Origin of the sequence: Neorhizobium petrolearium (assembly GCF_029854435.1) — a bacterium.
GTDB classification, from domain to species: Bacteria; Pseudomonadota; Alphaproteobacteria; order Rhizobiales; family Rhizobiaceae; genus Neorhizobium; species Neorhizobium petrolearium.
On record NZ_CP123000.1, the window covers coordinates 386,512 to 412,773 of the forward strand.

General features: G+C 61.3%; 28 protein-coding genes and 1 riboswitch. Of the genes, 10 read left to right on the top strand and 18 right to left on the bottom strand.

Features of this window, described 5'->3' with window-relative positions; translation table 11 throughout:
- Nucleotides 1-1,404 carry an MFS transporter gene (locus tag QEO92_RS02020; protein WP_227701987.1) on the bottom strand — a complete coding sequence of 468 codons (1,404 nt, stop codon included), beginning with the start codon at nt 1,402-1,404 and terminating at the stop codon, nt 1-3.
- 195 nt (nt 1,405-1,599) lie between these two features.
- Between QEO92_RS02020 and QEO92_RS02025 the strand changes: the two genes are divergently transcribed.
- The 5 genes from QEO92_RS02025 to QEO92_RS02045 all read left to right on the top strand — a co-directional run bounded on the left by QEO92_RS02025 (nt 1,600) and on the right by QEO92_RS02045 (nt 6,511).
- Nucleotides 1,600-2,589 (top strand): MBL fold metallo-hydrolase, encoded by a 990-nt coding sequence (locus tag QEO92_RS02025; protein WP_227701988.1) that lies wholly within the window; start codon nt 1,600-1,602, stop codon nt 2,587-2,589.
- 18 nt (nt 2,590-2,607) lie between these two features.
- Nucleotides 2,608-3,249: a ferritin-like domain-containing protein gene (locus QEO92_RS02030; RefSeq protein ID WP_227701989.1), complete on the top strand. Its 642-nt coding sequence runs from the start codon at nt 2,608-2,610 to the stop codon at nt 3,247-3,249.
- 186 nt (nt 3,250-3,435) lie between these two features.
- Entirely contained in the window at nt 3,436-4,944 is a 1,509-nt protein-coding gene (guaB, locus tag QEO92_RS02035) for an IMP dehydrogenase (RefSeq protein WP_037158489.1), read from the top strand.
- Between the two features lie 120 nt (nt 4,945-5,064).
- Nucleotides 5,065-5,484 carry an MAPEG family protein gene (locus tag QEO92_RS02040; protein WP_037158487.1) on the top strand — a complete coding sequence of 140 codons (420 nt, stop codon included), beginning with the start codon at nt 5,065-5,067 and terminating at the stop codon, nt 5,482-5,484.
- A 142-nt stretch (nt 5,485-5,626) separates the two neighbouring features.
- On the top strand, nt 5,627-6,511 hold the full coding sequence (locus QEO92_RS02045) for a dienelactone hydrolase family protein (protein ID WP_227701990.1): 885 nt from the start codon (nt 5,627-5,629) through the stop codon (nt 6,509-6,511).
- On the opposite strand, the gene QEO92_RS02050 is transcribed toward QEO92_RS02045, so the two are convergent.
- The 3 genes from QEO92_RS02050 to QEO92_RS02060 form a co-directional block, all read right to left on the bottom strand.
- Nucleotides 6,492-7,406, bottom strand: coding sequence for a hydrogen peroxide-inducible genes activator (locus QEO92_RS02050; protein WP_037158483.1), 915 nt, complete (start codon nt 7,404-7,406; stop codon nt 6,492-6,494). The genes QEO92_RS02045 and QEO92_RS02050 overlap by 20 nt on opposite strands.
- Before the next feature lie 82 nt (nt 7,407-7,488).
- Nucleotides 7,489-7,923 (bottom strand): 6,7-dimethyl-8-ribityllumazine synthase, encoded by a 435-nt coding sequence (locus QEO92_RS02055; RefSeq protein ID WP_037158482.1) that lies wholly within the window; start codon nt 7,921-7,923, stop codon nt 7,489-7,491.
- A 76-nt stretch (nt 7,924-7,999) separates the two neighbouring features.
- A riboswitch (FMN riboswitch) is annotated at nt 8,000-8,143 on the bottom strand.
- Between the two features lie 49 nt (nt 8,144-8,192).
- The gene (locus tag QEO92_RS02060) at nt 8,193-9,143 is read right to left on the bottom strand and encodes a LysR substrate-binding domain-containing protein (protein ID WP_037158480.1); all 951 of its coding nucleotides are present in this window, start codon (nt 9,141-9,143) and stop codon (nt 8,193-8,195) included.
- A gap of 198 nt (nt 9,144-9,341) precedes the next feature.
- Between QEO92_RS02060 and QEO92_RS02065 the strand changes: the two genes are divergently transcribed.
- On the top strand, nt 9,342-9,641 hold the full coding sequence (locus QEO92_RS02065; RefSeq protein WP_037158477.1) for a DUF1127 domain-containing protein: 300 nt from the start codon (nt 9,342-9,344) through the stop codon (nt 9,639-9,641).
- 140 nt (nt 9,642-9,781) lie between these two features.
- On the opposite strand, the gene QEO92_RS02070 is transcribed toward QEO92_RS02065, so the two are convergent.
- The 5 genes from QEO92_RS02070 to QEO92_RS02090 all read right to left on the bottom strand — a co-directional run bounded on the left by QEO92_RS02070 (nt 9,782) and on the right by QEO92_RS02090 (nt 15,168).
- Entirely contained in the window at nt 9,782-10,672 is an 891-nt protein-coding gene (locus QEO92_RS02070; protein WP_227701991.1) for a DUF937 domain-containing protein, read from the bottom strand.
- A gap of 86 nt (nt 10,673-10,758) precedes the next feature.
- Nucleotides 10,759-12,132: a glutamate--cysteine ligase gene (locus QEO92_RS02075; protein ID WP_227701992.1), complete on the bottom strand. Its 1,374-nt coding sequence runs from the start codon at nt 12,130-12,132 to the stop codon at nt 10,759-10,761.
- A 139-nt stretch (nt 12,133-12,271) separates the two neighbouring features.
- Nucleotides 12,272-13,009, bottom strand: a complete 738-nt coding sequence (locus QEO92_RS02080) for a 16S rRNA (uracil(1498)-N(3))-methyltransferase (protein ID WP_227701993.1) — start codon at nt 13,007-13,009, stop codon at nt 12,272-12,274.
- Between the two features lie 20 nt (nt 13,010-13,029).
- Nucleotides 13,030-14,535: an inorganic phosphate transporter gene (locus tag QEO92_RS02085; protein ID WP_227701994.1), complete on the bottom strand. Its 1,506-nt coding sequence runs from the start codon at nt 14,533-14,535 to the stop codon at nt 13,030-13,032.
- 126 nt (nt 14,536-14,661) lie between these two features.
- On the bottom strand, nt 14,662-15,168 hold the full coding sequence (locus QEO92_RS02090; protein ID WP_200884015.1) for an NUDIX hydrolase: 507 nt from the start codon (nt 15,166-15,168) through the stop codon (nt 14,662-14,664).
- 305 nt (nt 15,169-15,473) lie between these two features.
- On the opposite strand from QEO92_RS02090, the gene QEO92_RS02095 reads away from it, so the two are divergent.
- The 3 genes from QEO92_RS02095 (at nt 15,474) to glcF (ending at nt 19,860) form a co-directional block, all read left to right on the top strand.
- On the top strand, nt 15,474-16,907 hold the full coding sequence (locus QEO92_RS02095) for an FAD-binding oxidoreductase (protein WP_227701995.1): 1,434 nt from the start codon (nt 15,474-15,476) through the stop codon (nt 16,905-16,907).
- A 240-nt stretch (nt 16,908-17,147) separates the two neighbouring features.
- A complete protein-coding gene (glcE, locus tag QEO92_RS02100) occupies nt 17,148-18,344 on the top strand; it encodes a glycolate oxidase subunit GlcE (protein ID WP_037158458.1) in 1,197 nt (398 codons plus the stop codon).
- A 211-nt stretch (nt 18,345-18,555) separates the two neighbouring features.
- On the top strand, nt 18,556-19,860 hold the full coding sequence (gene glcF, locus QEO92_RS02105; protein ID WP_227701996.1) for a glycolate oxidase subunit GlcF: 1,305 nt from the start codon (nt 18,556-18,558) through the stop codon (nt 19,858-19,860).
- A gap of 62 nt (nt 19,861-19,922) precedes the next feature.
- Here glcF and QEO92_RS02110 read toward each other — a convergent pair whose 3' ends face one another.
- From QEO92_RS02110 to QEO92_RS02120, 3 genes are all read right to left on the bottom strand, one after another.
- On the bottom strand, nt 19,923-20,642 hold the full coding sequence (locus QEO92_RS02110; RefSeq protein ID WP_227701997.1) for an outer membrane protein: 720 nt from the start codon (nt 20,640-20,642) through the stop codon (nt 19,923-19,925).
- Nucleotides 20,643-20,812: 170 nt separating this feature from the next.
- Nucleotides 20,813-21,469, bottom strand: a complete 657-nt coding sequence (locus QEO92_RS02115) for a L,D-transpeptidase (RefSeq protein WP_407722032.1) — start codon at nt 21,467-21,469, stop codon at nt 20,813-20,815.
- A gap of 182 nt (nt 21,470-21,651) precedes the next feature.
- Entirely contained in the window at nt 21,652-22,407 is a 756-nt protein-coding gene (locus tag QEO92_RS02120; protein WP_037159886.1) for a L,D-transpeptidase, read from the bottom strand.
- 221 nt (nt 22,408-22,628) lie between these two features.
- Here QEO92_RS02120 and QEO92_RS02125 point away from each other — a divergent pair, with 221 nt between their 5' ends.
- Entirely contained in the window at nt 22,629-23,258 is a 630-nt protein-coding gene (locus QEO92_RS02125; RefSeq protein WP_227701999.1) for a DNA-3-methyladenine glycosylase I, read from the top strand.
- Here the strand turns inward: QEO92_RS02125 and QEO92_RS02130 are convergent.
- The 6 genes from QEO92_RS02130 to relB all read right to left on the bottom strand — a co-directional run bounded on the left by QEO92_RS02130 (nt 23,245) and on the right by relB (nt 26,171).
- Nucleotides 23,245-23,949 carry an HAD family hydrolase gene (locus tag QEO92_RS02130; protein WP_037158442.1) on the bottom strand — a complete coding sequence of 235 codons (705 nt, stop codon included), beginning with the start codon at nt 23,947-23,949 and terminating at the stop codon, nt 23,245-23,247. The genes QEO92_RS02125 and QEO92_RS02130 overlap by 14 nt on opposite strands.
- Before the next feature lie 89 nt (nt 23,950-24,038).
- Nucleotides 24,039-24,425 carry a CopM family metallochaperone gene (gene copM / locus QEO92_RS02135; protein ID WP_227702000.1) on the bottom strand — a complete coding sequence of 129 codons (387 nt, stop codon included), beginning with the start codon at nt 24,423-24,425 and terminating at the stop codon, nt 24,039-24,041.
- A 56-nt stretch (nt 24,426-24,481) separates the two neighbouring features.
- The gene (locus tag QEO92_RS02140; RefSeq protein ID WP_152601288.1) at nt 24,482-24,871 is read right to left on the bottom strand and encodes a hypothetical protein; all 390 of its coding nucleotides are present in this window, start codon (nt 24,869-24,871) and stop codon (nt 24,482-24,484) included.
- A 51-nt stretch (nt 24,872-24,922) separates the two neighbouring features.
- Nucleotides 24,923-25,684, bottom strand: a complete 762-nt coding sequence (locus tag QEO92_RS02145; RefSeq protein ID WP_037158433.1) for a hypothetical protein — start codon at nt 25,682-25,684, stop codon at nt 24,923-24,925.
- A 3-nt stretch (nt 25,685-25,687) separates the two neighbouring features.
- On the bottom strand, nt 25,688-25,957 hold the full coding sequence (locus QEO92_RS02150; RefSeq protein WP_037158430.1) for a type II toxin-antitoxin system RelE family toxin: 270 nt from the start codon (nt 25,955-25,957) through the stop codon (nt 25,688-25,690).
- A complete protein-coding gene (gene relB / locus QEO92_RS02155; protein WP_037158427.1) occupies nt 25,941-26,171 on the bottom strand; it encodes a type II toxin-antitoxin system RelB family antitoxin in 231 nt (76 codons plus the stop codon). The genes QEO92_RS02150 and relB overlap by 17 nt, the downstream gene beginning before the upstream one ends.
- Nucleotides 26,172-26,262: the final 91 nt, after the last annotated feature.

The following is a 26,262-nucleotide window of genomic DNA, read 5'->3' on the forward strand; positions in this document are numbered from 1 at the left end:
CTATTCGCCCGCTTCCGGTTGCATCCTTCCGGCGCGATGGCCGGAAACGGCCGCGCCCGTCATCGGATCGAGCCTGAGCAGCGGGCCGATCGAGAGAAGCGAAAGGGCGGCCACCAGGAAGAAGGCGAGGTGGAAATCGGCAAGCTGGAGATGCGCTCCCGAAACGGCCGCCGACGCTTCGAGGATGAAGGCCGCAAAGGCGACGCCGAGCGCGAGGCTGATCTGCTGGAGCACCGAGGCGATCGACGTCGCCTGGCTTGCCTGCTCGTCGCTGATCTCCGAATAGCTGAGCGCGTTCGAACCGGTGAAGAAGAACGAACGGCAGAAGCCCGACATCAGCAGGAAGGCGACGATGAGGGCATGCGACGTCTCCGGCGTGAAAAAGCCGTTGGCGGCGGTCGTGGCGGCGCCGAGAATGCCCGAAACAATCAACGTCACCTTGAAGCCCGTGAGTGCGAACACGCGGCGGGCGACGAATTTCACCATCAGCGCTCCGAGAGCCCCGGCGAAGGTGATGAGGCCGGATTGGAAGGGGTTGAGGCCAAAGCCGAGCTGCAGCATCAGCGGCATCAGGAAAGGAATGGCGCCAGTCGAGATGCGGAACAGGGTGCCGCTGGTGCTTGCCGCACGGAAGGCTTCATTCTGGAAGAGCCTGAAGTTGAGGATCGGTGCCGGATGGTTTCGCGCGTGAGCGAAATAGGCGATGCCGGCGGCGAGCCCGATGGCCGTGGCTGAGATGCCGACAGCGGGAGGCAGTGCCGGCAGGCTGATGACGGAGAGCCCGAAGACGGTGCCCGCCGCGGTGATCGAGGTGAGCAGAAAGCCCCGCCAGTCGATCGATGGCGGATTGGTGGCCTCCACGTCCGGCAGGAAGATGGTGGAAAGGTATATGCCGAGAAGGCCGACGGGCACGTTGATCAGGAAGATCCAGTGCCAGGTGAAATAGGTGGTGATGAAGCCGCCGATCGGCGGGCCGGTGAGCGGTCCGATGAGCGCGGGAATGGTCAGCAATGCCATGGCAGAGACGAGTTCGCTGCGCTTGGTCGTGCGCAGCAGCACGAGCCGGCCCACCGGCGTCATCATCGCGCCGCCCATGCCCTGCAGGAAGCGCGACAGCACGAATTCGATCAGCGAGGATGAAACCGCGCAGAAGATCGAGCCTATGACGAAGACCAGGATCGCCAGCCGGAAGATCTTTTTTGCACCGAAGCGGTCGGCCATCCAGCCGCTGATCGGGATGAACATGGCGAGTGCCACCATGTAGGAGGTCAGGGCCAGTTTGAGCGTGATCGGTCCGACATTGAGGTCGGCGGCGATTGCTGGAAGCGCCGTCGCGATGACGGTCGAGTCCATCTGCTCCATGAAGAGGGCGACGGCAAGGATAAGCGGGATGATACGGTTCATGAGGGGGCCAGCGGTCAGCGCAACGGCCTCCCTGTAAACCTGTTGATCCCCTCTGCCAATTGCAGAATCTCACCTTTTGCCATTTTGTGTCACGTCTGCGTGAGATCGGATTTCCCTGTCGCAGACGGCGGTTATGTTCTTCCCCATCCGCGGATTCGGGGCGGGTTCTGCGATGGCACAAGAGGGAACAAGATCATGACGTCTTTTGAAATCGGCAGGCGTGCGCTGCTTGGCACCGCCGGCCTGGGAATTATCGCTTCCCCCGCGATCATCAGGAGCCATGTTTTCGCGCAGGAGAACAAACCGCTGGAGATCGATCGCGTAACGCCTCCGGACATTCACCAGTTCAAGGTCGGCGGCTTTCAGGTTCTGGTGGTCAAGGATGGCGCCCGTCCCTCCGGCAATCCGGGCGAAACCTTCGGCACCGACCAGTCGCCGGAAACTGTGGGCGAACTGCTTACGCAGAACTTCCTGCCGACGGACCAGTTCGTGAACAGCTTCTCCCCGACGCTGATCGATACCGGCAGCGATGTCATCCTTTTCGACACCGGTCTCGGCAAGGCGGCCCGCGCCCAGGGCGGCGGGCGCCTGGTGGAGGGGCTTGCGGTTGCCGGATACATGCCGGAAGACATCTCGATCGTCGTCATCACCCATATGCATGGCGACCATATCGGCGGCATCATGGAGGACGGCAAGCCGGCCTTTCCGAAGGCACGCTATGTTACCGGTCAGGCGGAATACGATTTCTGGACCGATACGGCTCGCGCCGGCACGCCCGCCGAGGGCAATCACAAGGCGGTCCTTTCCAATGTGAAGCCTCATGCGGACAAGATGACCTTCCTGCAGGACGGTGGGGAAGTCGTCTCCGGAATTACGGCCTTGCTGGCGCCCGGGCACACGCCGGGTCATCTGATCTTCAACATCGAGTCGGAAGGCAGGCGTCTGGTTCTGACGGCCGATACCGCCAATCATTACATTCTGTCGCTCGAACGTCCCGATTGGGAAGTGCGTTTCGATATGGACAAGGCAGAGGCGGCGGCTTCTCGAAAGAAGGTGTTCGATATGGTGGCCACCGACAAGGTTGCCTTCCTCGGCTATCATATGCCGTTCCCCGCGGTGGGCTTCGTCGAGAAACAGGAGACCGGCTACCGTTTCGTGCCGAAGAGCTATCAGTTCGATATTTGACCAGGAAATCCGCTTTGGATGATCTTTCTCCCTCATCCCCGGTGTGGGGGAATATTTTGTTACGAAATCGTAGGATTATTAGATTTTTGTAATGTTGATCTAGGTCAAGCGGAAGTTTTTGTACTCACGGCAGTCTTTCCTCGCCAACTCAGGAGAAATACTGTCATGCAATACATTCCTGCCATTATCGCAAGCCTTGCCCTGGCAATCGCTTCACCTGGTCCCACGCTAGCGGCTGCAACGCTGGACAAGGCCGCTTCGCAGGCTCTGAGCCGCGCGCTCTCCGACGAATATCATGCGGAAGCATTTTATGAAGCGGTCATGGCCAGATTCGGAAGCATCCGGCCGTTTGCCAACATTGTCGAATCGGAAAGGACGCATTCGGCGATGCTTTCCGACCTGATGCGCATTTATGGTCTGGACGTGCCGCGAAACGATCAGTTGAATTCCGCTGCCGTGAAGGTTCAGGTCCCGGCCACATTGGCGGAAGCCTGTCGCATGGGCGTGGAGGCGGAGATCGCCAATCGCGATCTCTATCAAAAAGAGCTTCTGCCGGCGGTTTCGTCCTACGCCGATATCACAGTCGTATTCGAGCGTCTGAGCGCTGCTTCGCAGAACAACCACCTTCCTGCTTTCGAGCGTTGCGCTTCACGCAAATGACATCCGCCCCTTGGTGATGAATGACGCGGCGATGAAATTATGCCGGTGTCGGCATTTTTGCCCTCACCGGCTGTTCCCATCGCCACCAAGACGTGGTACGAGCCCTCGCCAACTTCCCATCCGTGAGGATCGCTTCCGGCCACTCCCCCGCCGAGACGATCTTCTATTAACTGAAGGAAATTGGTTATGGCACGCATCATCGAAACAGCCACCGGCGCTGACGCGCTCACCTTTGACGACGTGCTGCTGCAGCCCGGCCATTCCGAGGTGATGCCGGGGCAGACCAACATCTCCACGACCATCGCCCAGGATATCGATCTCAACCTGCCGATCCTGTCGGCGGCCATGGATACGGTAACCGAGAGCCGGCTGGCAATCGCCATGGCGCAGGCGGGCGGCATCGGCGTCATCCACCGCAACCTGACCCCCATCGAACAAGCCGAGGAAGTCCGGCAGGTCAAGAAGTTCGAAAGCGGCATGGTCGTCAATCCGGTGACGATCGGCCCGGATGCGACGCTTGCCGAGGCGCTTTCGCTCATGAAGGCGCATGGCATTTCCGGCATTCCGGTGGTCGAGAACGGTGGCTCCGGCGGCCACACGGCGGGTCGGCTCGTCGGCATCCTAACCAACCGCGACGTCCGCTTCGCCTCCGATCCCACCCAGCGCATCTACGAACTGATGACCCGCGAAAACCTCATCACGGTCAAGGAAAGCAGCGTCGATCAGACGGAAGCCAAGCGCCTGCTGCACAAGCACCGCATCGAAAAACTGCTGGTCGTCGACGGCGAGGGCCGCTGCGTCGGCCTCATCACCGTCAAGGATATCGAGAAGTCGCAGCTCAATCCGAATGCCTCGAAGGACGCGCAGGGACGCCTCCGCGCGGCCGCCGCGATCAGCGTTGGCGATGACGGTTACGAGCGCGCCGAGCGGCTGATCGAGGCGGGCGTCGATCTTCTCGTGGTCGATACGGCCCATGGTCATTCCCAGCGCGTGCTTGATGCCGTCACCCGCGTCAAGACGCTCTCCAATTCGGTGCGCATCATGGCCGGCAACGTCGCCACCGCGGATGGTACCAAGGCATTGATCGATGCCGGCGCGGATGCGGTGAAGGTCGGCATCGGGCCGGGATCGATCTGCACGACCCGCATCGTCGCGGGCGTCGGTGTGCCGCAGCTTGCCGCGATCATGGCCGCCGTCGAAGCGGCCCGTGAGCGGAACATCCCGGTCATCGCCGATGGCGGCATCAAGTTCTCCGGCGATATGGCCAAGGCGATCGCCGCCGGTGCCTCGGCCGTGATGGTCGGTTCGCTGCTGGCCGGCACCGACGAAAGCCCCGGCGAAGTCTATCTCTACCAGGGGCGGTCCTTCAAATCCTATCGAGGCATGGGTTCGGTCGGCGCCATGGCGCGCGGCTCGGCCGATCGTTATTTTCAGGCGGAAGTCCGCGACACGCTGAAACTCGTGCCGGAAGGCATCGAGGGCCAGGTGCCCTACAAGGGCCCGGTTTCCGGCGTGCTGCACCAGCTCGGCGGCGGCCTGAAGGCGGCTATGGGTTATGTCGGCGGCGCCACGATCAAGGAATTCCAGGAGCGAGCCACCTTCGTGCGTATTTCAGGGGCCGGCCTGCGCGAAAGCCATGCCCATGACGTGACGATCACCCGCGAGAGCCCGAATTATCCCGGCGCCGGCGTGTAAATTCTGGCCGAAGGGGCTGAAGACGAATGGCGCCCAACTGGCGCCATTCTCTTTTCGAGGGTGTCATTGTGTCTCCCGCAGACGAACTGTATTGCTTCTACCGGATGATCCGGAGGACTGATGCTTTCCACCAATGCCACCCTTTGGCCGATGATCGCGCATGCCGCGCTGGTATTCTTTCTTTATTGGCTCTTGTCGAGGAAACGCGCCGAAGCGGTAAAGGCAGGCAGCGCCGAGGCGGGGCAGTTTCGGGAGAACCGCCAGGAACCGCCTGAAAGTCTGCTGATTCATAACAACCTCAAGAACCAGTTCGAACTGCCGGTCCTGTTTCACGGCGCCTGCCTCGCTCTCTACGCCTCGACCGCAGACAATTGGGGCACCGTCGCCCTCTCCTGGATCTTCGTTCTTTCCCGTTATGTCCATTCCTATGTACATCTCACCAGCAACCGGCTGCGCTATCGCCGTCCGCTGTTTATCGCCGGTTTCTTCTCCTTGCTGGCGATGTGGATTTGGCTCGCCGTCTGGCTGGCTCTGAACTGACAGAGCGGAAGAAGGCCAGTTGCGATCAACTTGTGCTCACGAACAAGTGTAGCCTATCCTGCGAAAATCACAGGGTTTTTCATCTGAAAGCCAGTCGACTGGCGTTAGCTTTCCTCCGAGCGATCGCTAGGAGGAAAGCGCAATGGACAACGAAGTTCCGAAGATCACCCAGGCGATGATCAACGCCTATGATGAGTATACCCATCTCACCCTTGACCGTCGCCGCTTCATGGAGAAGCTGACGCAGCTTGCCGGTTCAGGTGCGGCCGCGGCGGCGATTGCGCCGATGCTTGCCGCCAACAGCGCCAGGGCGGATATTATTCCTGCCGATGACGAGCGGTTGACGGCCGAGGAGGTCACCTATCCGGGCGCCGGCGGCGCGACGATGAAGGCCTATCTCGTGCGCCCGAAGAATGCTTCCGGATCATTGGGCGGGGTGATTGTCATTCACGAGAACCGCGGCCTCAACAACCATATCAGGGACGTCGCACGCCGCATGGCGCTTGAGGGTTTCAACGCGCTGGCCGTCGATTTCCTGTCGCCGCAGGGCGGCACGCCGGCCGACGAGGATCAGGCGCGCCAGATGTTCTCGTCGCTTGACGCCGACGGGGTTGCGGCCAATGGCGAGGCAAGCCGCGTCTATCTCGCCGGCATCAGCGGCGCGAACGGCAAGGTCGGTGCCGTCGGCTTCTGCTGGGGTGGTGGAGCCGTCAATAATCTTGCCGTGAAGTCGCCGAACCTCAACGCCGGTGTTGCCTACTACGGATCGCAGCCGAAAGCAGAAGACGTGCCGGCGATCAAGGCGCCGCTCATGCTGCACTATGGTGGGCTCGACGAACGCATCAACGCAGGCATTCCCGCCTTCCGGGAGGCGTTGGAGAAGGGCGGAAAAACCTTCGAGATCTTCGTCTATGAGGGCGCCAACCATGCCTTCAACAACGACACGTCATCGGCCCGCTATGACAAGGCGGCCGCGGACCTCGCCTGGAGCCGCACGGTGGACTTCTTCAAGAAATACCTGGCTTGACACCCCCTGCAGGAGCGCAGAGCGTTACCGCCTGTCCCAGAGCGGCCATGTCCTCGGCACGGCCGCTCGATTTCCGCCATATGAGCCCGATCTCGCGGCAGGGCGCGGGGTCGGCGAATGGCACGATCCTGAGATCGTTGCGTGTCGTCTCCGTGGGGATCGCCATTTCCGGGATCAGCGTCATGCCCATGTCGTGCGATACCATCTGAAGCAGTGTTGCCATGGAGGTTGCGCCGAAATTGACAAGGCTGCGTTTTCCCGCCGTACCACAGACGGCGAGCGCCTGGTCGCGCAGGCAATGGCCCTCTTCCAGCAGCAGAAGCCGTTCCGTATCCACTTGGTTTTCGGTGAGCGGCGACATCAGGACTTCGCGGTCATTGTTCGTCATGGCCATGAAGAAGCGGTCGGAGAACAGCGGCCTTGTTTCGACATTCTCGGCGTCGATCGGCAGAGCGGCAATGACCGCATCCAGCCGTCCATCGATGAGATCGGAAACCAGGCGGTCGGTGATCGCCTCCTTGAGTTCGATCTCGATGCCCGGATAGCTTTCCCTGAGATACGGCACCAGTCGAGGCACGAGATAGGGCGCAACCGTGGGGATGATGCCGATCCGCACCAGCCCGTCGAGAATGCCGCCGCTGTCGCGTGCCGCTTCCTCCAGCCGCTCCACCTCCGTCAATATCGTGCGAATGCGCTGGAGTACCTCCATTCCCTTGCGGGTGAGGAGCACGCCCGAGCGGCTACGCTCGACGAGCTTGCTGCCGAGATGCTCCTCCATTTCCATGATCTGGGTTGAAAGAGCCGGCTGGCTCACATGCACTTGCGCCGCCGCTCTGCCGAAATGCCGGGTGGAGGCGAGCGCATCGAAATAACGCATCTGGCGGAGAGTGAGCACGATAACTTTTTCCGATCATTCTTCTTGTGAGATGCGGTCATGAATTATCGATTTCGGAGGAGAGATTCAACCTGCGCCGACATCATCCTGCGATCCGCTGGCGCGTTTTCACGATCATCATCGCAGCACGCGCGGCTTCGCGTCCCTTTTCCAGGAAATGGGTGGTGAAGACACCCCGGTGGTGTTCGGTTTCATGAAAATGGTGCGGCGTCAGCGATACCGACAAGACGGGAATGCCGGTGTCGAGGCCGGCGCGCATCAGTCCATCGACGACCGCGGCTGCGACGAAATCATGCCGGTAGATACCGCCGTCGACGACCAGCGCGGCCGCGATCACGGCGGCATATCTGCCTGTAGCCGCGAGATCGCGCGCGGCGAGAGGTAGTTCGAAGGCACCTGGTACATCGAAGATGTCGACCTCTTCGCCAGGGATAAGTTCGAGAAAGCCCTCAAGTGCCTTCTCTACAATTTCCGGATGCCAGTTTGCCTTGACGAAAGCGAAGCGGGTGTGTGTCATGTGATCTCCTTTGGCTCGACACGTCACCCAAGGCGATCACGCACGTCATCAGCCCCCGCGATGGCGGGTGCTGTACGTCCGTTCTCTTCCATCCGGACTATGACCGTCGGCTCAGGCATCGCACCTGATCTGCTGACCCTTCCATTGGAAGGCGCTCGCGGGCTCGCGACCTGCGCCGCATACCGCCGGTGGGGAATTCCGCCCCGCCCTGAGAACACGTGTGATCTAGCTTGAAGCCTGTCGGGAAAGCAAGGCCGGATTGTCGCCAGTCACCACCCGGTCATGGCTTGACCTGCCCTCGCACGGGCGAGGCGGGGGAAAGCCTTCACCTCGCCGTCGAGGTCGTCGGGGATGACCGCGGGCGAGATGTTGTCGAGGCAGGCGGTGATGTGGTCGGTGATGGCGTTCATCAGCGAGGGAGAGAGGCCCGGCCGTTTCATGAGGCCGATCTGCACCGGCGGCAGCGGCGGAAAACCGTCGGCGGCGGTCAGCACCTTCATACCCGGTCGCAGTGCCGATTCCGGCAGCACTGAAACGGCCATGCCGGCAAGTACCGCAGCAGCGACCACCGTCGAGGACCAGCTTGTGAATAGAACCTGGTATTCACGGCCGTCCGCATCAAGCGCCGAGCAGGCAAGCTGCCGCCAGAGGCAATCGCGACGGCCGACGGCGAGCGGCACAGGCGCATCGTCCTTGAGCGGATGGTTGGCTGATCCCACCCAACAGAGCGGCTCGGTCCGCACCACATCGGAAATCCGCTGGCGCGGGTTGTGCGTCACAAGCGCGATGTCGAGTTCGCCGCGCGCCATCTTCTCGGCCAGGCTGACCGAGGGCTCGCAGACGATATAGAGCTCGACATTCGGGTGTGTCTTGGCGAAACGGCCGATGATTTCGGGCATATAGCGGTCGGCATAATCGTCCGGCGTGCCGATGCGCAGCGTGCCTTCCAGCCGGTTGTCGTCGAAGGCGGCGATCGCTTCGTTGTTGAGCCGGATGATGCGCCGCGCATAGTTCAAAAGCTTCTCGCCCTCGGCGGTCAGCCGGTTGCCGCGCCCATCCTTGGCGAAGAGCTGCTTTCCGATCCGTTCCTCCAGCCGGCGCATCTGCATCGAAACGGCCGACTGGGTCTTGAACACCCGGTCCGCAGCCTTGGTGAAGCTGCCGGTATCCACGATGGCAAGGAATGTATGCAACTGGTCGATATCGAGCGGAGCGGACATGGCGGGCATCCATCAGAGTGTTTGATGCTAATCATTAGAAACATTCGTTGGACTGATCAATAGGTTTTCAGCGATAACAAGATCGCAAATCAACGATCGATACGGCGCCTTCTCCCTGGGGCGCCTCCCAAGGCTGCCTTTCCGTAGGACCTCCGCGGAAGGAGCGGCCAAACTCGTGCCTGATGAAAGGAAAGTCCGATGAGCACGACCAAATACGGAACCGAACTCGACCTCGTCTGCGAACAGCGTATCCCCGAAGGCCGCCTGGCCATTGCGATGCTGCGAGTGCAATCCGTATGGCGTGCCTTTCGCAATCGTCTGGCGTCCAATTGCCTCCATGATCTCGACGACCGCCAGCTCAACGATATCGGCCTCACACGGCATGATGTGGTGATGGCGCTCGACCGGTCCGGCTCTCTTGAGGATCCGTCGCTCCTTCTGACGCGCGCGGCCCGGGAACGGGCACGCACCCGCTTTGCGAGGTCCGCCAACCGCTGATTTCACGCTTTTCCCCGCAGGGTGATAGCCAATAGCCCTGCCTCTTGCCCGGCCGGTCGATCCGTGCCGGGCTTTTTTGTACGCATGCCGCCCGAAAGTGGTTGCCGGTTTCGGGGCAACGGCATGCGGGAAAAGGCGCGCTACTTTCCTGGCGTGGTCTCGGCAGGGGTGGGCTTGTCATCGGCCCCATTGCGGAGCGTCGCGAAGATCGCCTCCATGTTCTTCTGATAGGTCTTCTGCACTTCAAGCCCGCTGTCGAACATGCTGTTCAGAACGTCGCGATAGGGGTTGGCCTCGGGCGCCGGCTTTTCTTTCGGCTTTTCGGGTGCGGGCGCGGGCGGAGCCTGGGACGGGAAGGCGCCGGCCATCATATCCTGGAACGCCTTGGCGAACGGGTTGTCGGCAAAGGGATTGCTGCTGCTTGGAGGCTGCGGCTGTTCCGGCTTGTCCAGCCCCCACATCGAACGCATGGCCTGCGTGAAGGGATTGTCGAAAGGATTGATGGCCGCCTGAGGCTTGGTCTTCGGCTGCAGCCCCATGCTTTCGAGCCATTGCTGTGCCATCTGGCCGATCGGCGAGGCGGCAAAGGCTTCGTTGGTGGCTGGCATCTGACCTGTCATCTGCTTGAACAGCCCGCCCATCAGCGTATCGGCCATGACCGGCATCATCCTCTTGAATGTGTCCTGTGCAATGCCGGTGAACTGCTCCGCCTGCGCGGCGATGGCGCGGGAAACCTCCTTCGAGCCGAAGATTTTTTCGAGAACCGCATTGCCGTCCGCGACGCCCTGGGGCGTGAAGGCCTTCGTCATGTCCTCGAAATATTTGGTATAGGCGCCGGAGAACATGCTGCTCATCAGCGCGGTCAGATCGTAGGGGTTGGTCGCGCTGCGCTTGAGGCCGGAAGAGAAGGCGGGCATCAGCGCGGCCATGGCCTGGGTCGCCTGCTCCTGCGCCAGATTGAATTGTTTGGCGATTGCCTCCATGCCTTCGCCGTTCTGAGCCCTGAGCATCACATCGAACAGTGGCAGCATGAAGAATCCTTTCCGCTTGCGTGTAACGAACACTATAGCCGGAAAAGCGTAAGCGGAAACCGGTTTTTAGAACCGGTCTCAGTTGCTCAATACTGATATTCCTCGAAAACAGGATCGACGGAACCGTTCCAGCGGCCGTGATAGAGTGCCAGCATGTCTTCAGCCATCGTCGCCTTCTTGGCGAGCACTTCCTCGATCGGCTGCAGAAATATGCTTTCGTCCTGGCCTTCGCCGTTCAGCCGGTTGCGCGCCTTCAGGCCGGCCTTGGAAATCGCGACGACCTCGCGCGCGACATCCAGGACAGGTCTGCCCTTGATCTCGGCCTTGAGCGCCTTTGCCGGCACCGTATCACGCATGGCGGTGACGTCCTCGACGGTCCAGTCCTGCGTCAGGGCTTCGGCATCGGCAAGCGCGGTGTCGTCGTAAAGCAGGCCGACCCAGAAGGCCGGCAGCGCGCAGATGCGCCGCCAAGGACCGCCATCGGCGCCGCGCATTTCGAGGAAGCGCTTCAGCCGCACCTCCGGGAAAAGAGTGGAGAGATGATTGGTCCAGTCGCCCATCGTGGGCTCCCAGTCGCTGATTTCGCCCTTCAGGGCGCCGTTCATGAACTGGCGGAAGGTGACATGCGTGCAGTCGTGATATCTGCCGTCCCGGACGACGAAGTACATCGGCACATCGAGCGCCCATTCGACATAGTCGTCGAAACCGAAATCCGGCTTGAAGACGAAAGGCAATATGCCGGCACGCCGATTGTCGGTGTCGCGCCAGATGTCGCCGCGCCAGGAAAGCAGGCCGTTCGGCTTTCCCTCGGTAAAGGGGGAGGAGGCGAAAAGCGCGGTCGCGATCGACTGCAGCTTCATCGAAACCTGCATCTTCCGGGCCATATCCTCTTCGGAGGAGAAGTCGAGGTTCACCTGGATCGTGCAGGTGCGGTACATCATGTCGAGGCCTTGCGAGCCGACCTTCGGCATGTAGCGCGTCATGATCCCGTAGCGGGATTTCGGCATGCGCGGCGTTTCCTCAAACGACCATTTCGGGCTGCCGCCCATGCCGAGGAAGCGGATGCCCATCGGCTCGGCGATCTCCTTGAGGAGGGCCAGATGCTGGTTTGATTCGCGACAGGTCTGGTGGATGGTCTCGAGCGGCGCGCCCGAAAGCTCGAACTGGCCGCCCGGTTCGATCGAGATGGCACCCATACCTGAATGCTCGCCGAGCCCGATGATGTTCTCGCCATCCATGATCGGCTCCCAGCCGAGCTTCGCCTCCATGCCCTTCAGGAGTGCGGAGATGCTGGCATCGCCAAAATAGGGAACAGGGCGGTGATCCGCCTGGAAAAAGGCGAATTTCTCGTGCTCCGTACCGATGCGGAAGTCTTCCTTCGCCCGCGGTCCCTTGGCCAGGTAGGCGGAAAGCTCGGACACCGAGGAGAGCGGTGTCTGGTCGGTGGTGTCACGCGCCATGAAAATTACCTTGTTCGGAATGCCGGATCTGGACGCCAAAATCGTACGAATGCCGGCTGCTTGGACCGGATTGATGTGCGGTGCAAGTGAATTTCTTTCAAGATAGATTCAGAATTTCAAAGCCACTGTGTCAAGCGTGTCACCGCCAGTCGCCGATCGCCGCCTGGATGACCGCAAGCGCGGCCACCGCTGCGGTATCCGCGCGCAAAATCCGCGGTCCGAGTGGGATGGCCGTGACGAAGGGCAAGGACCGCAGCGCTGTCCTTTCCTCGTCGGAAAACCCGCCTTCCGGGCCGACCAGCAACGCCAGTTTCGTCTCCTTGACGGTGGAAAGGATCGGCAGCGGGTTCTGTCCTTCGTCACCCTCGTCGCAGAAGATGATGCGCCGGTCCGCCGGCCATTTTTCCAGAAGGTCGCCAAGCTTCTTCGGCGCTGCCACGCCGGGGATCGACAATATGCCGCACTGTTCGGCGGCCTCGATCACATTTGCCTGAAGCCGGTCCAGGCTGGTGATCTTGCCCTGCACGTGCTGGGTCATGACGGGCTGCAGGAGCCCGGCGCCCATCTCCACCGCTTTCTGGACGATATAGTCCAGCCGCCCGACCTTCAGCGGCGCGAACAGGTAATAAAGGTCAGGCGCAGGCGGCTGCGGCCGGGTCTGTTCGAGTGCTTCCAGTATGATCTTCTTGCGCGTCGGAAAGGTGAGCTTCGTCTTCCACTCGCCGTCACGGCCGTTGAAGACGAGAATTTCCGCCCCTTCGGCCATCCTGAGCACATTGGCGAGATAGTTGAACTGCTCGGCCGATACTTCGTGCCGGACGCCGGCCCCGAGCGGCGCTTCGATGAACAGCCTTTGCATCCGGAAGTTGGCGCGCATGGATATTCCGTTCGTCCTGGTCAGATAAACAGCGCGAACATAGCCGTCGCGAGCATTGCCGCAAGGGTGGCTGCGGCGGGAAGCGTGATCACCCATGCGGCGACGATGGTCAGCAGATGCGAGCGCCGCACCAGAAAACGCCGTTTTAACTCTTCGTCGTTGCGTTCGAAGGGCTCGGTCATGTCAAGCTCCTTGCCGGAGCGCATCCGTATATAGTCGAGACGACGGCGGGAATAGCGCGTATACCACTCGCGGAAGAAGCCGACGCCGAACACAGCGCCCACGGCAATATGCGTCGAAGACACCGGCAGGCCAATCCACGAGGCGATGATCACCGTCAGCGCGGTCGAGAGCGACACGCAATAGGCGCGCATCGGATTGAGCCTGGTGATCTCTGTACCCACCAGCCTGACCAGTTTCGGTCCGAACAGCAGCAGTCCGAGCGAGATGCCCAGCCCGCCGATCACCAGCTCCCAGAGCGGGACGTGGACGCTTCCGGTGACGCCGCGTTGCGCCGCCGCGACAATGGCCGCAAGCGGCCCGATCGCGTTGGAGACGTCATTGGCTCCATGCGCAAAGGACATGAGCGCGGCGGAAAAGACGAGGGGGACGCGGAAAAGTTTCCTGAGTGATTGATTGCGGTTTTCGAGCCCCTCGGCCTGCCGGGCAATCACCGGGATCAGGAGCCGCCATGCAGCCAGGCCGGTCGCCACCGCAATCAGTGTTGCGACCGGAACCGACACATGCACGAGCTGGCCCAATCCGATCAGCGAGAGAAACCCTGCGAAAGCCCCCGTCATGAGACCGATCAGCACCGGCACCCATTTCTTGGCCGAGGCGATCTTGTCCTCCTGGTAGATGATGGTTTCCTTGATGAGGAAGAGCAGTGCTGCGGCGATGACCGCACCGAGGATTGGTAAGAAAACCCAGCTGGCGGTGATGCCGGCGATCGTTCCCCAGTTGATCGCCGAAAGGCCGGCGGCCGCTATTCCGGCGCCCATGACGCCGCCGACGATGGAATGCGTGGTGGAGACCGGCGCGCCGAACCAGGTTGCGACATTGATAAGGATGGCGGCGGAGAGCAGAGCCGCCATCATGGCCCAGATCAGGATTTCCGGGCTGGCTATCATGCTGCCTTGCATGATGTTGTTGGCGACTGTGTTGGCGACACCCCGGCCCGCGATCACCGCGCCCGCCACCTCGAAGACGGCGGCAAGCCCAAGGCCGAAGGCCATGCTCATGGCACGTGCGCCGACCGCGGCGCCGATATTGTTCGTCACATCGTTGGCGCCGATATTCATCGCCATGTAGGCGGCAATTCCGGATGCGGCGATGACGACCACGGCACCGGGCTTGCCCGTCACGTAGGATGCGGCAAAGATCGCGACGAGGACGATGAAAAGCAGTGCCGTACCCGGTGCGGCAAGCCGGCGCGACGTCTGCCGCGCGGCTTCCTCCACCGAGGATAACTTTTCCAGATCCTTGTCGAGCGTCGGCTTCGCCAGACGCGGCCGCCTTTGGCCCATTTAATCATCCCTGGGTGATACGCGAGGTGTAAAACGGTGGCCCGGCCATTCTCCACCTCGCGAAGAAATCGTGGCCCACCGCCTAATGGCAATGGCTCATGAAGGCAATATTGGAACGTGCGGAGCTTAGCTCGCCGCCTTGGTCGGCAGCGGCGGAATGCGCGGCTGCATTTTTTCGGCGAACTGCAGGAGGAGAATCTTCAGTTCCGGCTCGTGGACGCGATTGGCGGCTTCCTCGCAGGAAACCCATTCCAGGGTTCGCGAACCCTTTTCGGGAAAGCTCTTGAGGCATTCGGTCACTTCCAGCGCATGAACTTGCACCTGGACAGGTATCTTCAGACCGTTGGTGAGTGTCTTTCGATAGTTGTAGTAGCCGAGTGGTTCCTTCCCTATCTTGCCCTTGACGCCGACCTCTTCGAAGGCTTCGCGTTCGGCAACCTGATAGGCCTTCTTGCCTGTCATCGGCCAGCCCTTGGGAATGACCCAGCGACCGGTATCGCGGCTTGTGGCAACGAGGACTTCAAGCTGTCCCTGCTTCTTCTTCATCCGGTAGCACAGCGCGGCATATTGCTGCCGCGGCGGCCGCTGCAGCATCAACCGAAGATTGCCGGTGACCTGATTCATGAAACCCAATTTCCGCGATACCTCCGAGTGAACGACATTTTACTAATATAGGGATTGCCTGAAGCTTAACGAGCTGAGCACAACCGTTTTGAACGAGAATCATGGCGGAAGGTTCGCTAAGATGAAGATTATTTTCGGGCCCGCCTTGTTTAAGGTCAACTGATAAATTGCACACCTGTTCACTTTATAACGGCATCGTGGATCTGCATGGCGTGATTGCGACAAATACGACGAAGAAAGTTGAAGCAGCGGCCTGATCGTGAAATAGGATGGGAGAAAAGAACAGGCGGCTTGAATTGCAAAGGGAGGTTGCCGTGTCCGAAGCTATTCGCTTTCTGCCGCCACGTCCGGCGGTCCTTTCGCGGCGGGCGGCCATTATCGCCGATCTCACCGATCTCCTGCCGGCAGACTGTCTCGTGCATGAGCCGCGCGAGCTGGTTCCGTTTGAGACCGATGCCTTCATCTCCTATCGGCGTCTGCCCCTGGCGGTGGTCCTGCCGAGGACAACGGCGCAAGTGGCCGCCGTCATGAGATATTGCCATCGTTATGGCATTCCGGTCGTGCCGCGCGGCGCGGGCACCTCGCTTTCGGGCGGGGCAATTCCGCAGGAAGATGCGGTCGTGCTCGGCTTGTCCAGGATGTCGCGCGTCCTGGAAGTGGACTATGCCAACCGCACTGCCATTGTGCAGGCGGGTGTCACGAATTTGAGCATTTCCGAGACCGTCGGTGTCGACGGCTTCTTTTATGCGCCGGACCCGAGCTCGCAGCTCGCCTGTACAATCGGCGGCAATATCGGCATGAACTCCGGCGGCGCGCACTGTCTGAAATACGGTGTCACGACCAATAACCTGCTCGGCGTCAAGATGGTGCTGGTGGACGGCACGGTGATCGATCTCGGCGGCAAGCATCTGGACGCGGCGGGCTACGATCTGCTCGGCCTCGTCTGCGGTTCGGAAGGCCAGCTCGGTATCGTTACGGAAGCCACGGTGAGGCTGATCGCCAAGCCGGAAGGTGCGCGGCCTGTGCTCTTCGGTTTCGAGACGTCGGAGGCGGCTGGTGCTTGCGTGACGGACATCATCGGCGCGGGCATCATTCCGGTTGCGATCGAATTCATGGACAAGCCGGCGATCGAGATCTGCGAGGCATTCGCCCAGGCGGGTTATCCGCTTGATGTCGGGGCGCTGCTGATCGTCGAAGTCGAGGGCTCTGAAGCCGAGATGGATACGATGCTCGCAGGCATCGTCGAGATTGCCCGCCGCCACGATGTGAAAACCGTGCGCGAGTGCCAGTCGGCGACGGAAGCGGCGCTCATCTGGAAGGGCCGCAAGTCGGCCTTCGGTGCGACGGGCCGCATCGCCGATTATATCTGCATGGACGGCACCGTGCCGCTTGGGAAACTCTCCTATGTGCTCAACAAGACGTCCGAGATCATTGAACGGTACGGGCTGAGGGTCGCCAACGTCTTCCATGCCGGCGACGGCAACATGCATCCGCTGATCCTGTTCAACGCCAACGATCCGGAGGATGCGGCGAAAGCTGAAGAGGCCGGCAATGAGATCCTCAAGCTCTGCGTCGATGCCGGCGGTTGCCTGACCGGCGAACACGGCGTCGGCATCGAGAAGCGCGACCTGATGCGGCATCAGTATTCGGAAGCCGAGCTTGCCCAGCAGATGGCGGTGCGCTCTGCCTTCGATGAAGACTGGATCCTCAATCCGTCGAAAGTCTTCCCTCTCGAGGGAAGAGCGTGAATTTCATGTGTACCGTTTCTTCCGCCGTCCTTGCGGCTGGCGACCTTACCCCCCTCTGCCCTGCCGGGCATCTCCCCCTCAAGGGGGGAGATCGGCAAGACGCACCGGCTTCCCGAAACATCTGTCGTTTTCAGCATCGCTTCGGCAGCTCGAAGCCTATGTTTGGAGCGAGGCATCGCTGCTATCCGATCTCCCCCCTTGAGGGGGAGATGCCCGGCAGGGTAGAGGGGGGTGCTTAGAATGCTGATACCGCATAACGAAACGGACGCGGTCTACGTCGTCCGCAATGCCGCGGCTCAGGGCACCAGGCTCGCGCTCTGCGGAGGCAATACCCGGAGCGGATTCGGCAATCCCGTTTCGAGCGATGAGGTGCTGAGCGCCCGGGGACTGTCCGGCATCGTCGATTACGAGCCTGCGGAAATGGTCATGACGGCGAAAGCCGGCACGCCTGTCGCAGAAATCGAGGCGGTGCTCGCGGCAAACAGGCAGATGATGGCATTCGAGCCGATGGATCATCGCGGCATCATGGGCACGACCGGCGAGCCGACGATTGGCGGCGTCTTTGCTGCCAACGTCTCCGGGCCGCGTCGCTTCGTAGCGGGAGCGGCACGCGACAGCCTGCTCGGCATCCGTTTCATCAACGGCAAGGGAGAAGCGATCCGCGCCGGCGGTCGGGTGATGAAGAACGTCACCGGTCTCGACCTGGTGAAGCTGCTCGCCGGCTCGCACGGCACGCTGGGTTTTCTGACCGAGGTAACCTTCCGGGTCCTGCCGGTGCCGCAGGCGGTGGAGACGATCGTCATTTCCGGACTGGACGATGCGGCAGCTGCGAAGGCCATGGCCGCCGCCATAGCGTTGCCGGTCGAGGTTTCGGGTGCGGCGCATCTGCCGCAAACCGTCCGTTATCGATTCATCGGCGGCGCGCTGCCGGAAGGGGAGGCGACCGTGCTGCGCCTCGAAGGGCTTTCTGCCTCCGTTTCCGTGCGTGCGGAAAAGCTCGCCGCCGTCATGGAGGCCTTCGGCCCGATTGCGCGGCTCGGCATGGAGGAAAGTCAGAAGCTCTGGCACGAAATCCGCGACGTCCACCCCTATGCCGACGGTACGCAGAAGCCGCTCTGGCACGTTTCGGTCGCACCATCAGCGGGTCATCAGCTTGTCGCTGCACTCCGGCTGGAAGCGGGCGTCGATGCCTTCTACGACTGGCAGGGAGGGTTGATCTGGATGCGCATGGAGGCCGATCCGGAGGCAGAATTATTGCGTCGTTATATCCGCGCACTTGGCGGCGGCCATGCGACGCTCATGCGCGCTTCCGATGCGGTGCGGGCCGAGACACCGGCCTTCGAGCCGCTGCCGGATGCGGTGGCGGCGCTTTCGGCTCGCGTAAAGCAGAAACTCGATCCGGCCGGTATTTTTAGCGCAGGCAAGATGGGGTGGTAGACCTAATGATCGTTATCCCCTCTCACCCCCCTCTGGCCTGCCGGCCATCTCCCCCACAAGGGGGGAGATCGACTCGGTGTCACGTCTCGTCCATAGCAAACATCGCAGTTGGAGCGATGCCGGCGCGTCCTGCCAGTCTCCCCACCTGTGGGGGAGATGGCCGGCAGGCCAGAGAGGGGCATGCGCCCGCGACCTCGCGAGGAGCCTCCTAATGCAGACCTCCTTCACGCCCGAACAGCTTGCCGATCCGCATGTGGCCGAATCCGAAAAGATCCTGCGCCGCTGCGTGCATTGCGGCTTCTGCACCGCCACCTGTCCCACCTATGTGACGCTTGGCAACGAACTCGACAGCCCGCGCGGGCGCATCTACCTCATCAAGGGCATGCTGGAAAACGGCCGGCCCGCCGATCAGGAGGTCGTCACCCATATCGATCGCTGTCTGTCCTGCCTTGCCTGCATGACGACCTGTCCCTCCGGCGTCGATTACATGCATCTGGTCGATCATGCCCGCATCCACATCGAGAACACCTACAGACGCCCGCTGATTGATCGGCTGATCCGCAACCTTCTTGCGGCCGTTCTGCCTTATCCGCAGCGTTTTCGCGCGGCCCTCATCCTCGCGAAGCTCGGTCGCCCGCTTGCGCCGATGCTGAAGCGCGTATCGGCCCTGAAGCCGCTCGGCGCCATGCTGGACCTTGCACCGAAGACTGCAGCGAAGGCTTCCGACGCGACAAGGCGAGGGACCTATCCGGCGCAGGCGGAGAAACGCGGCCGCGTCGCGATCCTGTCCGGCTGCGCCCAGCCGGTGCTCGATCCCGGCATCAATGATGCGACGCTGCGGCTGCTGGCCCGGCTTGGCATCGACGTCGTAGTGCCGGAGGGGGAAGGCTGCTGCGGCGCACTGGTGCATCATATGGGCCGGGAAAATGAGGCGCTCGATTTCGCCCGCCGCAATGTCGATGTCTGGACCCGCGAGATCGATAGGGGTGGACTCGACGCCGTCATCATCACCGCATCGGGCTGCGGCACGACGATCAAGGATTACGGTCATATGCTGCGCCTCGATTCAGCCTATGCCGAAAAGGCGGCAAGGGTGTCGGCGCTTGCAAAGGACATCACCGAATATCTCGCGACACTCGATCTGCCGAAGCTGGAGCCGAAGCGGCTCAACGTTGCCTATCACTCGGCCTGTTCGATGCAGCACGGCCAGAAGATCACGGCTCTTCCGAAGAACCTCCTGAAGGCGGCCGGCTTCACTGTTCGCGATCCGGCGGAAGGGCATCTCTGCTGCGGTTCGGCCGGCACGTATAACATCCTGCAGTCGGAGATATCGGCGCAGTTGAAGGCGCGCAAGGTGAGAAACATCGAGGCCACCAAACCCGATGTTATCGCCACCGGCAATATCGGCTGCATCATCCAGATCGCCACCGGCACGGAAATCCCGATCCTTCACACGGTCGAGCTGCTCGATTGGGCCTATGGCGGCCCCAGGCCGGAAAAGCTGCCGACGAAATAAAGTCCGTTCAAATAAAAAAAGCCGGCAACTTCGCCGGCTTTCTGGTTCGCAGGTCTCAGGCCTCAGAACTTGTAGGACACGCCGAAGTTGATCGCGTGGGTGAGGATATTGGTCTGCAGCGAAGCGCCGCTGTCGATATCCACGTCGATCCAGGAATAGTTGCCCTTGTATTCGGCAAAGGCCGACCAATTCTCGGTGAACTGGTAGCGGACGCCGGCCTGGGCCTGGATGGTCGCGCCGCCGAATTGGTAGTCGAATGTACGGCCGCTTGCGCGGGTGACTTCCACATGCGGAACGTTGATACCGACGCCCGCGCCGACATAGGGCGTCCACTTGCTGCCCTCGATCGGGAACTTGTAGAGCGCGTTCAGCGTCAGAAGGTTGAGGCCGTCAGTGAATTCGAAAACGGTCCAGCCGCCGGACTTGGTAAATGTCTCGTCGTCTGCATAGACCTTGGCATGAGTATAGTCGAGCGAGACGCCCCAGTTCGAGAGCGCGCCGCCTTCGAACCAGTAGGTGCCGCGGATACCCCAATAGGGCGGCATGTTGAACGGCTTCGTATCCCAGCCGGCCGTGAAGTCGGCCTGGTCGGAAACATCGACATCCGAGTGGGGCGAGAACTGGTAGCCGCCGTAGGCGGAGATTTCCCAGCCGCCGCTGCTTGTCTGAACCGGAGCGACATAGGGTGCTTCGGAGACTGCGGGATCGGCCGCATAAGCCGGTGCGAAAGCAGCGGCTGTCAGAGCCGTGGAGACCAGAGAAATCGAAAGAAGCTTGCGCATGAATCGGCCTGCAGAAATTGGTTTTGGTGATGTACCTTAGCGGCGGACGCTTCGCGGGTCTGTGCCTTTTTTGCACCAGTTATCGACGAAGCTAGATGAGTTATGGTTAATGAAGCCTAAAGCAATGAAAAAGGGCGGTTTGCCGCCCTTTTTGTGGTTGCGACACGTTGTCAGCCGCCGAAAATAGTGCGGAAAATGTCGATGCCGCGATCTTCGTAATTCACGTTGCCATGGCGGTTGCCGGGGCCGATGACGATGACCCTGGTGCCGATGTCGGCGCGGGCGTAGAGATGCTCCACGTCCTTGTTCATCATGCGGATGCAGCCCGACGACATGTTGAGCCCGATCGTCCATGGCTGATTGGTGCCGTGGATGCGGAAGATGGTGTCGCGACCGCCTTTGTAGAGATAGAGTGCGCGGGCGCCGAGCGGGTTGTCGATGCCGCCTTCCTGCACGGCGGGCAGGATGCGACCGGCACGACGCTCGCGGGCACGCATTTCCGCCGGCGGCGTCCAGGAGGGCCATTCCGCCTTGCGGCCGACGTTCACGACCCCCGACCAGCCGAAGCCGTCGCGGCCGACGCCGATGCCGTAGCGAGTCGCGCGATTGGGACCCTCGATATAATAAAGGAACTTGTTGTTGGTATCGACGATGATCGTGCCGGGCCTTTCCGTCGTCGAGAAGCGCACCACGCGGCGCTTGTATTTCTCCGGCAGTTCCTTGCGCTGCGCCACCAGGGTGACGTCGCTTGCCGGGCGTTCGGCATGCCGTACGGCCGGCCCGATCGCGCTTGCATTCTGAGCGGTGAAAAAAATCGCGCCGGCCATCCCCATGGCCATTGCGAGGATCCTGCCTCTCCTCATTCCCTCGTCCTCTTCAATTTCAGGATCAGCGAGGCTAGCCGACTCCATCGCCAAAGCAAGATGTCGCAGGCCGGATAAAGAAGATGTGATGGCCAGAAGGCGGCAGGACTGTGTCCTCCCCGCCTCACTTTCCGCCGTTCAGGAGGTTACATCACGATGACCTTGGTGCCGACGTTGACGCGCTCGTAGAGGTCGACAACGTCCTCGTTGCGCATGCGGATGCAGCCGGAAGAAACCGCGCTGCCGATCGTCCAGGGGGCATTGGTGCCGTGGATGCGGTAAAGGGTCGAGCCGAGATACATGGCGCGCGCGCCGAGCGGGTTTTCCGGCCCGCCGTCCATGCGCGCCGGCAGGTAATGGCCCTTGGCGGCCTCGCGCTGGATCATCTCCTTCGGCGGCGTCCAGTTCGGCCATTCGGCCTTCCGTGTGATTCTGTGCGCGCCGGCCCATTCGAACCCCGGCTTGCCGACGCCGACGCCGTAGCGGCGGGCTTGGCCGTTGCCTGTCACGAGGTAGAGGAAGCGGTTATTGGTGTCGATGACGATCGTGCCGGGCTTCTCTCCGGTCTCGTAGGCGACCATTTGCGGCAGGAATTGCGGTTCGATCCGGCCGCGGATCGGTTGCGGCCGCATGGCGACCGGTTGTGCGCGACCCTGATCGAAGATACCGCGTCGCTGCACAGTTCGCGCTTCGCGCTGCCGGTAGATGACGCGCGGCTGGGCGGCCTGGCGCGGATAGACGACCGGTCGGGCGTTCGGCCCCGCAAGCTGCATCACCCATGGGGCCGCGAGATCGGGGCTGACGATGACGGGTGGGCGCTCGCGATATCGGTCGTTTGCGAAGGCATTGCCGCACAGGGCGGCTGCAAGGCCGAAGGCCAGGAACAGGGTTTTCTTCATGATCGGGTCCACGCGTTACAAATCACCGACCGGGCGAATCTCTTGAAAAAGAATGCCCGCGTTGGCGCTCATGGTGGGCGCGAGGTGAAAGCGAATGGTAAACGGGTGGCGCACCGAAACGCACGCAGCCCATAAACCTTTTGGCAGGGTTACCGACCGGTTTGGAAACATGGTTGACCAGTGCTAAAGCGATGACAAAAGCGGTTAACGGCAGGGAATCGGGAATGGAAAAGGCGGGAATCATCATCGGCGACGACGGCAGGGGCCGCTGTTTCTGGCATGGCGGGTTGGAGGACTACCGCCGTTATCATGACGAGGAATGGGGTCGTCCGGTCACCGACGATTTCCGACTGTTCGAGAAGATCTGCCTGGAGGGTTTCCAATCCGGCTTATCCTGGCTGACCATCCTGAGGAAGCGCGAGAATTTCCGCGCCGCCTTTGCCGGCTTTGACTTCGAGAAAGTGGCGCGCTTCGGCGAGGAAGATGTTGCCCGGCTGCTTGCCGATACCGGCATCGTCCGCCACCGCGGCAAGATCGTCTCGACCATCAACAACGCGGCCCGCGCCATCGAACTCAAGCACGAGTTCGGATCGCTTGCAAAATACTTCTGGGGTTTCGAGCCAGGCTCCCACGAGCGACCCGAGGCGATGGATCTCGAGACGCTGCGCGCCAACCCCACCACGCCGGTTTCCGTAAACCTGTCGAAAGCCCTGAAGAAGCGCGGCTGGACTTTCGTCGGTCCGACGACAGTCTACGCTTTCATGCAGGCCATGGGCCTCGTGAATGACCATCTCGACGGCTGTTTTTGTCAGCGCGAGGTCGAGGACCTGCGGCTGAAGTTCAAGCGCCCGTGATTTTGGCGAGTATCGCCGAAAGCTCGCCGAGATGTTCGATCTGGCGGAAGCGCGGCGCTTCGGCCGGCGCGTCCACATGCTCCAGGGCCCATGTCAGCGCATGCGGCACGAAGACGCCATAGGAGCCAGCGGCGATCGCCGGCACGATGTCTGACTTCAGCGAATTGCCGACCATCATCGCCCGTTCCGGCCCGTCTGCCACCTTCGAGAAGATGCGGCGATAGGTCGTGGCGTTCTTGTCGCTGACGATCTCCACCGCATCGAAGAAATCGCCGAGGCCGGATTGGGCGAGCTTGCGCTCCTGGTCGAAAAGGTCGCCCTTGGTGATCAGCACCAGAAGGTATTCGCCGTTCAGCGCCTCAAGCGTCTCTTCCACATGCGGCAGGGTCTCGACGGGATGGCTGAGGAGGCCGCGGCCGATATCGAGGATTTCGCCGATCGTCCGGGTCGGCACCTTGCCGTCGGTGATCTCGATCGCCGTCTCGATCATCGACAAGGTGAAACCCTTGATGCCGAATCCGTATTGGGCGAGGTTGCGTTTTTCCGCCTCCAGCAGGCGCTCGGAAATATGCGGCCCCTCGGCGAAATCGCCGAGCAGCTTCTGGAAATGCTCTTCCGTCAGCCGGTAATATTGTTCGTTCTGCCAGAGCGTATCGTCGGCATCGAAGCCGATCGCGGTAATCGGGCGCATGGGTCCATTGCCTCCATGCGTTGATATGGCGAAAAAGAAGACGCCGGGCAAGCGGTTCGGCGTGCCCGGCGCGGTGTTGTTAGGCGTTGTTACTTGCCGTGTGCTTTCAGCCAGGCCTGCATTTCGGCGATTTCCGCCTCCTGCGCCTTGATGACCGCTTCGGCGAGCTTGCGGATTTCCGGATCCTTGCCGTATTCGAGCTCGACCTTGGCCATGTCGATCGCGCCCTGGTGATGCGGGATCATGCTGCGCACGAAATCGACATCCGCATCGCCCGAATATTCGACCGCCATGTCCTGGTGCATCTTCTCGTTGGCGGCCGTGTAGCCCTTGGTGGCAGGGGTTTCGGCAGCCGCGCCGGAATTCGCCATGGGCATGTTCTTCATGTTGGAGTGGTCCATCATCTGCTGGGCTGCGAGCGGACTTGAGACCAGAACCGCAAGAGCGGCGGCGATGAATATGGTTTTCTGAGACATGGTATTTCCTTTCCCGTGTCCGATGGAAATTGAAGATGAAGTGATCCGATATTCGATCAGGCGCGGGGAGGGGGTGTCAGCGGCGCGGGAACAGGCGAGACGAGTGCCTGTTCGACGGCCGGCGCGGGATAGGCATGGATGATACGGCCGGCATCGCCGGTCGCGACATTCGGCAGGAGCGTCACGCATACGGCGCAGAAGGGTGCCGCGCAGGCCTTTGCGCCATGCGGGCAGGGTTGCTTGGTGTCGCCGTGCATATGGGCGGTTTGGGAAGTTTCAATCGTCCTGCCGTGCTCGTGCTGGCCATGGCCGCGATGTTGCGAATGGTCATGCACGATCGGAGGAGGTTGCTTTCCCGATACGAGCACCGAAGACGTCGCCATGGCGGGCATGGCCCCGTAGAGAAGCCAAGCGAAGAACATGAAAACGGCGGCGATACGCGACATGGGCTTAGATCTAAGATGGCCGGCATGGAAATCAACCATGTGAAGATCACGCTATGATGATGACCGGGCGATGACCTCATGGATCGCCTGGCAATCGCGGCTGAGCTCGCCGTAAGGCGCGACCGGCCAGATCCATTTCCGTTTCGCGATCGGCGCCGGCAAGCCGCAGAGCAGGTCGGCCTCTTCGCGCACGATTTCTTTGCGATCGGTGACGCGATAGTTGGTGTCGGTCAGGAGCACTGTCCGGCAGGGCAGGGTGGTCAGGCCATCGAGATGGGCGAGGATCAATGCTCTCACGATTTCATCTTTGCCCGGCCGTTTTTCCCTCTCCAGCCGCCGTTTCGCCCCGACCCCGATCTGTGACAGGATGTTTGCCGAGACGACAAGGTCGAGATACGGCACTTGCCGGAGGAACGCGAGCGGCTCGACGGGCTTGCCTGCAACGGCATCCTCGAACCCCGAGAGATCGCGGGAAATCAGCCGGGCATTCCGGAAACGCCCGGCTTTCAGCCACATCCTGACGCTCGCCAGATGCACGAGGTCGACCAGCACGATCGTGTCGAATTGTTTCGACAATTCTTTGATCGGCACGTCCCGCAACAGGCCCGAGCCGAGCACGACAGCGGTGCGCTTCTGCTTCATGCCGTCTGTCGTTTCCCGAATGAAGGCCTTGCAGTTCTCCTCATGCGGCGCCCAGGCTTTCGCGCATCGCCCGGCCCGCGACCACAGGCTGACGGAGGATCGGATGAAGGGACGAAACGCTTTCGGCGTGACCGCATGGGTCGCGGCATATTGAACAGCTTCGAGGAGCATAAGTCAGCGATAGACTTCGCGCCGATGACCGATCTCGATCACCAGCACGACGAGCCGCTGATCCTGGATTTCGCAGATGATGCGATAGTCGCCGACGCGGTAGCGCCAGTACCCGCCAAGGACGTGCCCTTTCAGCGCCGCGCCAAGTTCTCTGGGATTTTCGTGTGTCGCGACACGCTCTTCAAGAAATGAGATAATGCGCGCTGCATCGTGGTGGGCGAGATGCTTTAGTTGCTTCCGCGCGCTATCCCGTAACTCAATCGTCCAGGCCAAGTTCGCGCTTCACTTCTTCCAGTGTATAGGTCCGCTCGCCGTTGCGAATCCGCTCCATTGCGGCTTCCGCAAGCGCAATGTCATGCAGATCTTCGAGATGCTGTTCCAGCACGTCGCGCATATAGGTATCCGGCTCGGCACCGGCTTCCGCGGCGTATTCGGCGATCAGCTTGTGCATTTCGTCCGGCATTTCGATCGTGACGCGTTTGTTCATGGCCTTTGCCCTTTCATGCCGGAATATATAGCATTCTCCCGAACACTTCGCCACCCATCGCCCTTGCCGCTGGTGCCTCTATCCTCTAAGA

Coding starts and splice junctions, on each gene's coding strand:
- glcE (WP_037158458.1), top strand. CDS start 17,148: ATGCTGATACCGCATAACGAAACGGACGCGGTCTACGTCGTCCGCAAT.
- QEO92_RS02130 (WP_037158442.1), bottom strand. CDS start 23,949: ATGCGCCCGATTACCGCGATCGGCTTCGATGCCGACGATACGCTCTGG.
- QEO92_RS02020 (WP_227701987.1), bottom strand. CDS start 1,404: ATGAACCGTATCATCCCGCTTATCCTTGCCGTCGCCCTCTTCATGGAG.
- QEO92_RS02070 (WP_227701991.1), bottom strand. CDS start 10,672: ATGCTGCCACTGTTCGATGTGATGCTCAGGGCTCAGAACGGCGAAGGC.
- QEO92_RS02110 (WP_227701997.1), bottom strand. CDS start 20,642: ATGCGCAAGCTTCTTTCGATTTCTCTGGTCTCCACGGCTCTGACAGCC.
- QEO92_RS02060 (WP_037158480.1), bottom strand. CDS start 9,143: ATGTCCGCTCCGCTCGATATCGACCAGTTGCATACATTCCTTGCCATC.
- QEO92_RS02085 (WP_227701994.1), bottom strand. CDS start 14,535: ATGGGCCAAAGGCGGCCGCGTCTGGCGAAGCCGACGCTCGACAAGGAT.
- QEO92_RS02140 (WP_152601288.1), bottom strand. CDS start 24,871: ATGTCGCGTATCGCCGCCGTTTTCATGTTCTTCGCTTGGCTTCTCTAC.
- QEO92_RS02075 (WP_227701992.1), bottom strand. CDS start 12,132: ATGGCGCGTGACACCACCGACCAGACACCGCTCTCCTCGGTGTCCGAG.
- QEO92_RS02040 (WP_037158487.1), top strand. CDS start 5,065: ATGCTTTCCACCAATGCCACCCTTTGGCCGATGATCGCGCATGCCGCG.
- QEO92_RS02030 (WP_227701989.1), top strand. CDS start 2,608: ATGATCTTTCTCCCTCATCCCCGGTGTGGGGGAATATTTTGTTACGAA.
- QEO92_RS02065 (WP_037158477.1), top strand. CDS start 9,342: ATGAGCACGACCAAATACGGAACCGAACTCGACCTCGTCTGCGAACAG.
- QEO92_RS02080 (WP_227701993.1), bottom strand. CDS start 13,009: ATGCGCGCCAACTTCCGGATGCAAAGGCTGTTCATCGAAGCGCCGCTC.
- QEO92_RS02025 (WP_227701988.1), top strand. CDS start 1,600: ATGACGTCTTTTGAAATCGGCAGGCGTGCGCTGCTTGGCACCGCCGGC.
- QEO92_RS02125 (WP_227701999.1), top strand. CDS start 22,629: ATGGAAAAGGCGGGAATCATCATCGGCGACGACGGCAGGGGCCGCTGT.
- QEO92_RS02055 (WP_037158482.1), bottom strand. CDS start 7,923: ATGACACACACCCGCTTCGCTTTCGTCAAGGCAAACTGGCATCCGGAA.
- QEO92_RS02145 (WP_037158433.1), bottom strand. CDS start 25,684: ATGCTCCTCGAAGCTGTTCAATATGCCGCGACCCATGCGGTCACGCCG.
- QEO92_RS02115 (WP_407722032.1), bottom strand. CDS start 21,469: ATGGCCGGCGCGATTTTTTTCACCGCTCAGAATGCAAGCGCGATCGGG.
- copM (WP_227702000.1), bottom strand. CDS start 24,425: ATGTCTCAGAAAACCATATTCATCGCCGCCGCTCTTGCGGTTCTGGTC.
- relB (WP_037158427.1), bottom strand. CDS start 26,171: ATGAACAAACGCGTCACGATCGAAATGCCGGACGAAATGCACAAGCTG.
- QEO92_RS02045 (WP_227701990.1), top strand. CDS start 5,627: ATGGACAACGAAGTTCCGAAGATCACCCAGGCGATGATCAACGCCTAT.
- guaB (WP_037158489.1), top strand. CDS start 3,436: ATGGCACGCATCATCGAAACAGCCACCGGCGCTGACGCGCTCACCTTT.
- glcF (WP_227701996.1), top strand. CDS start 18,556: ATGCAGACCTCCTTCACGCCCGAACAGCTTGCCGATCCGCATGTGGCC.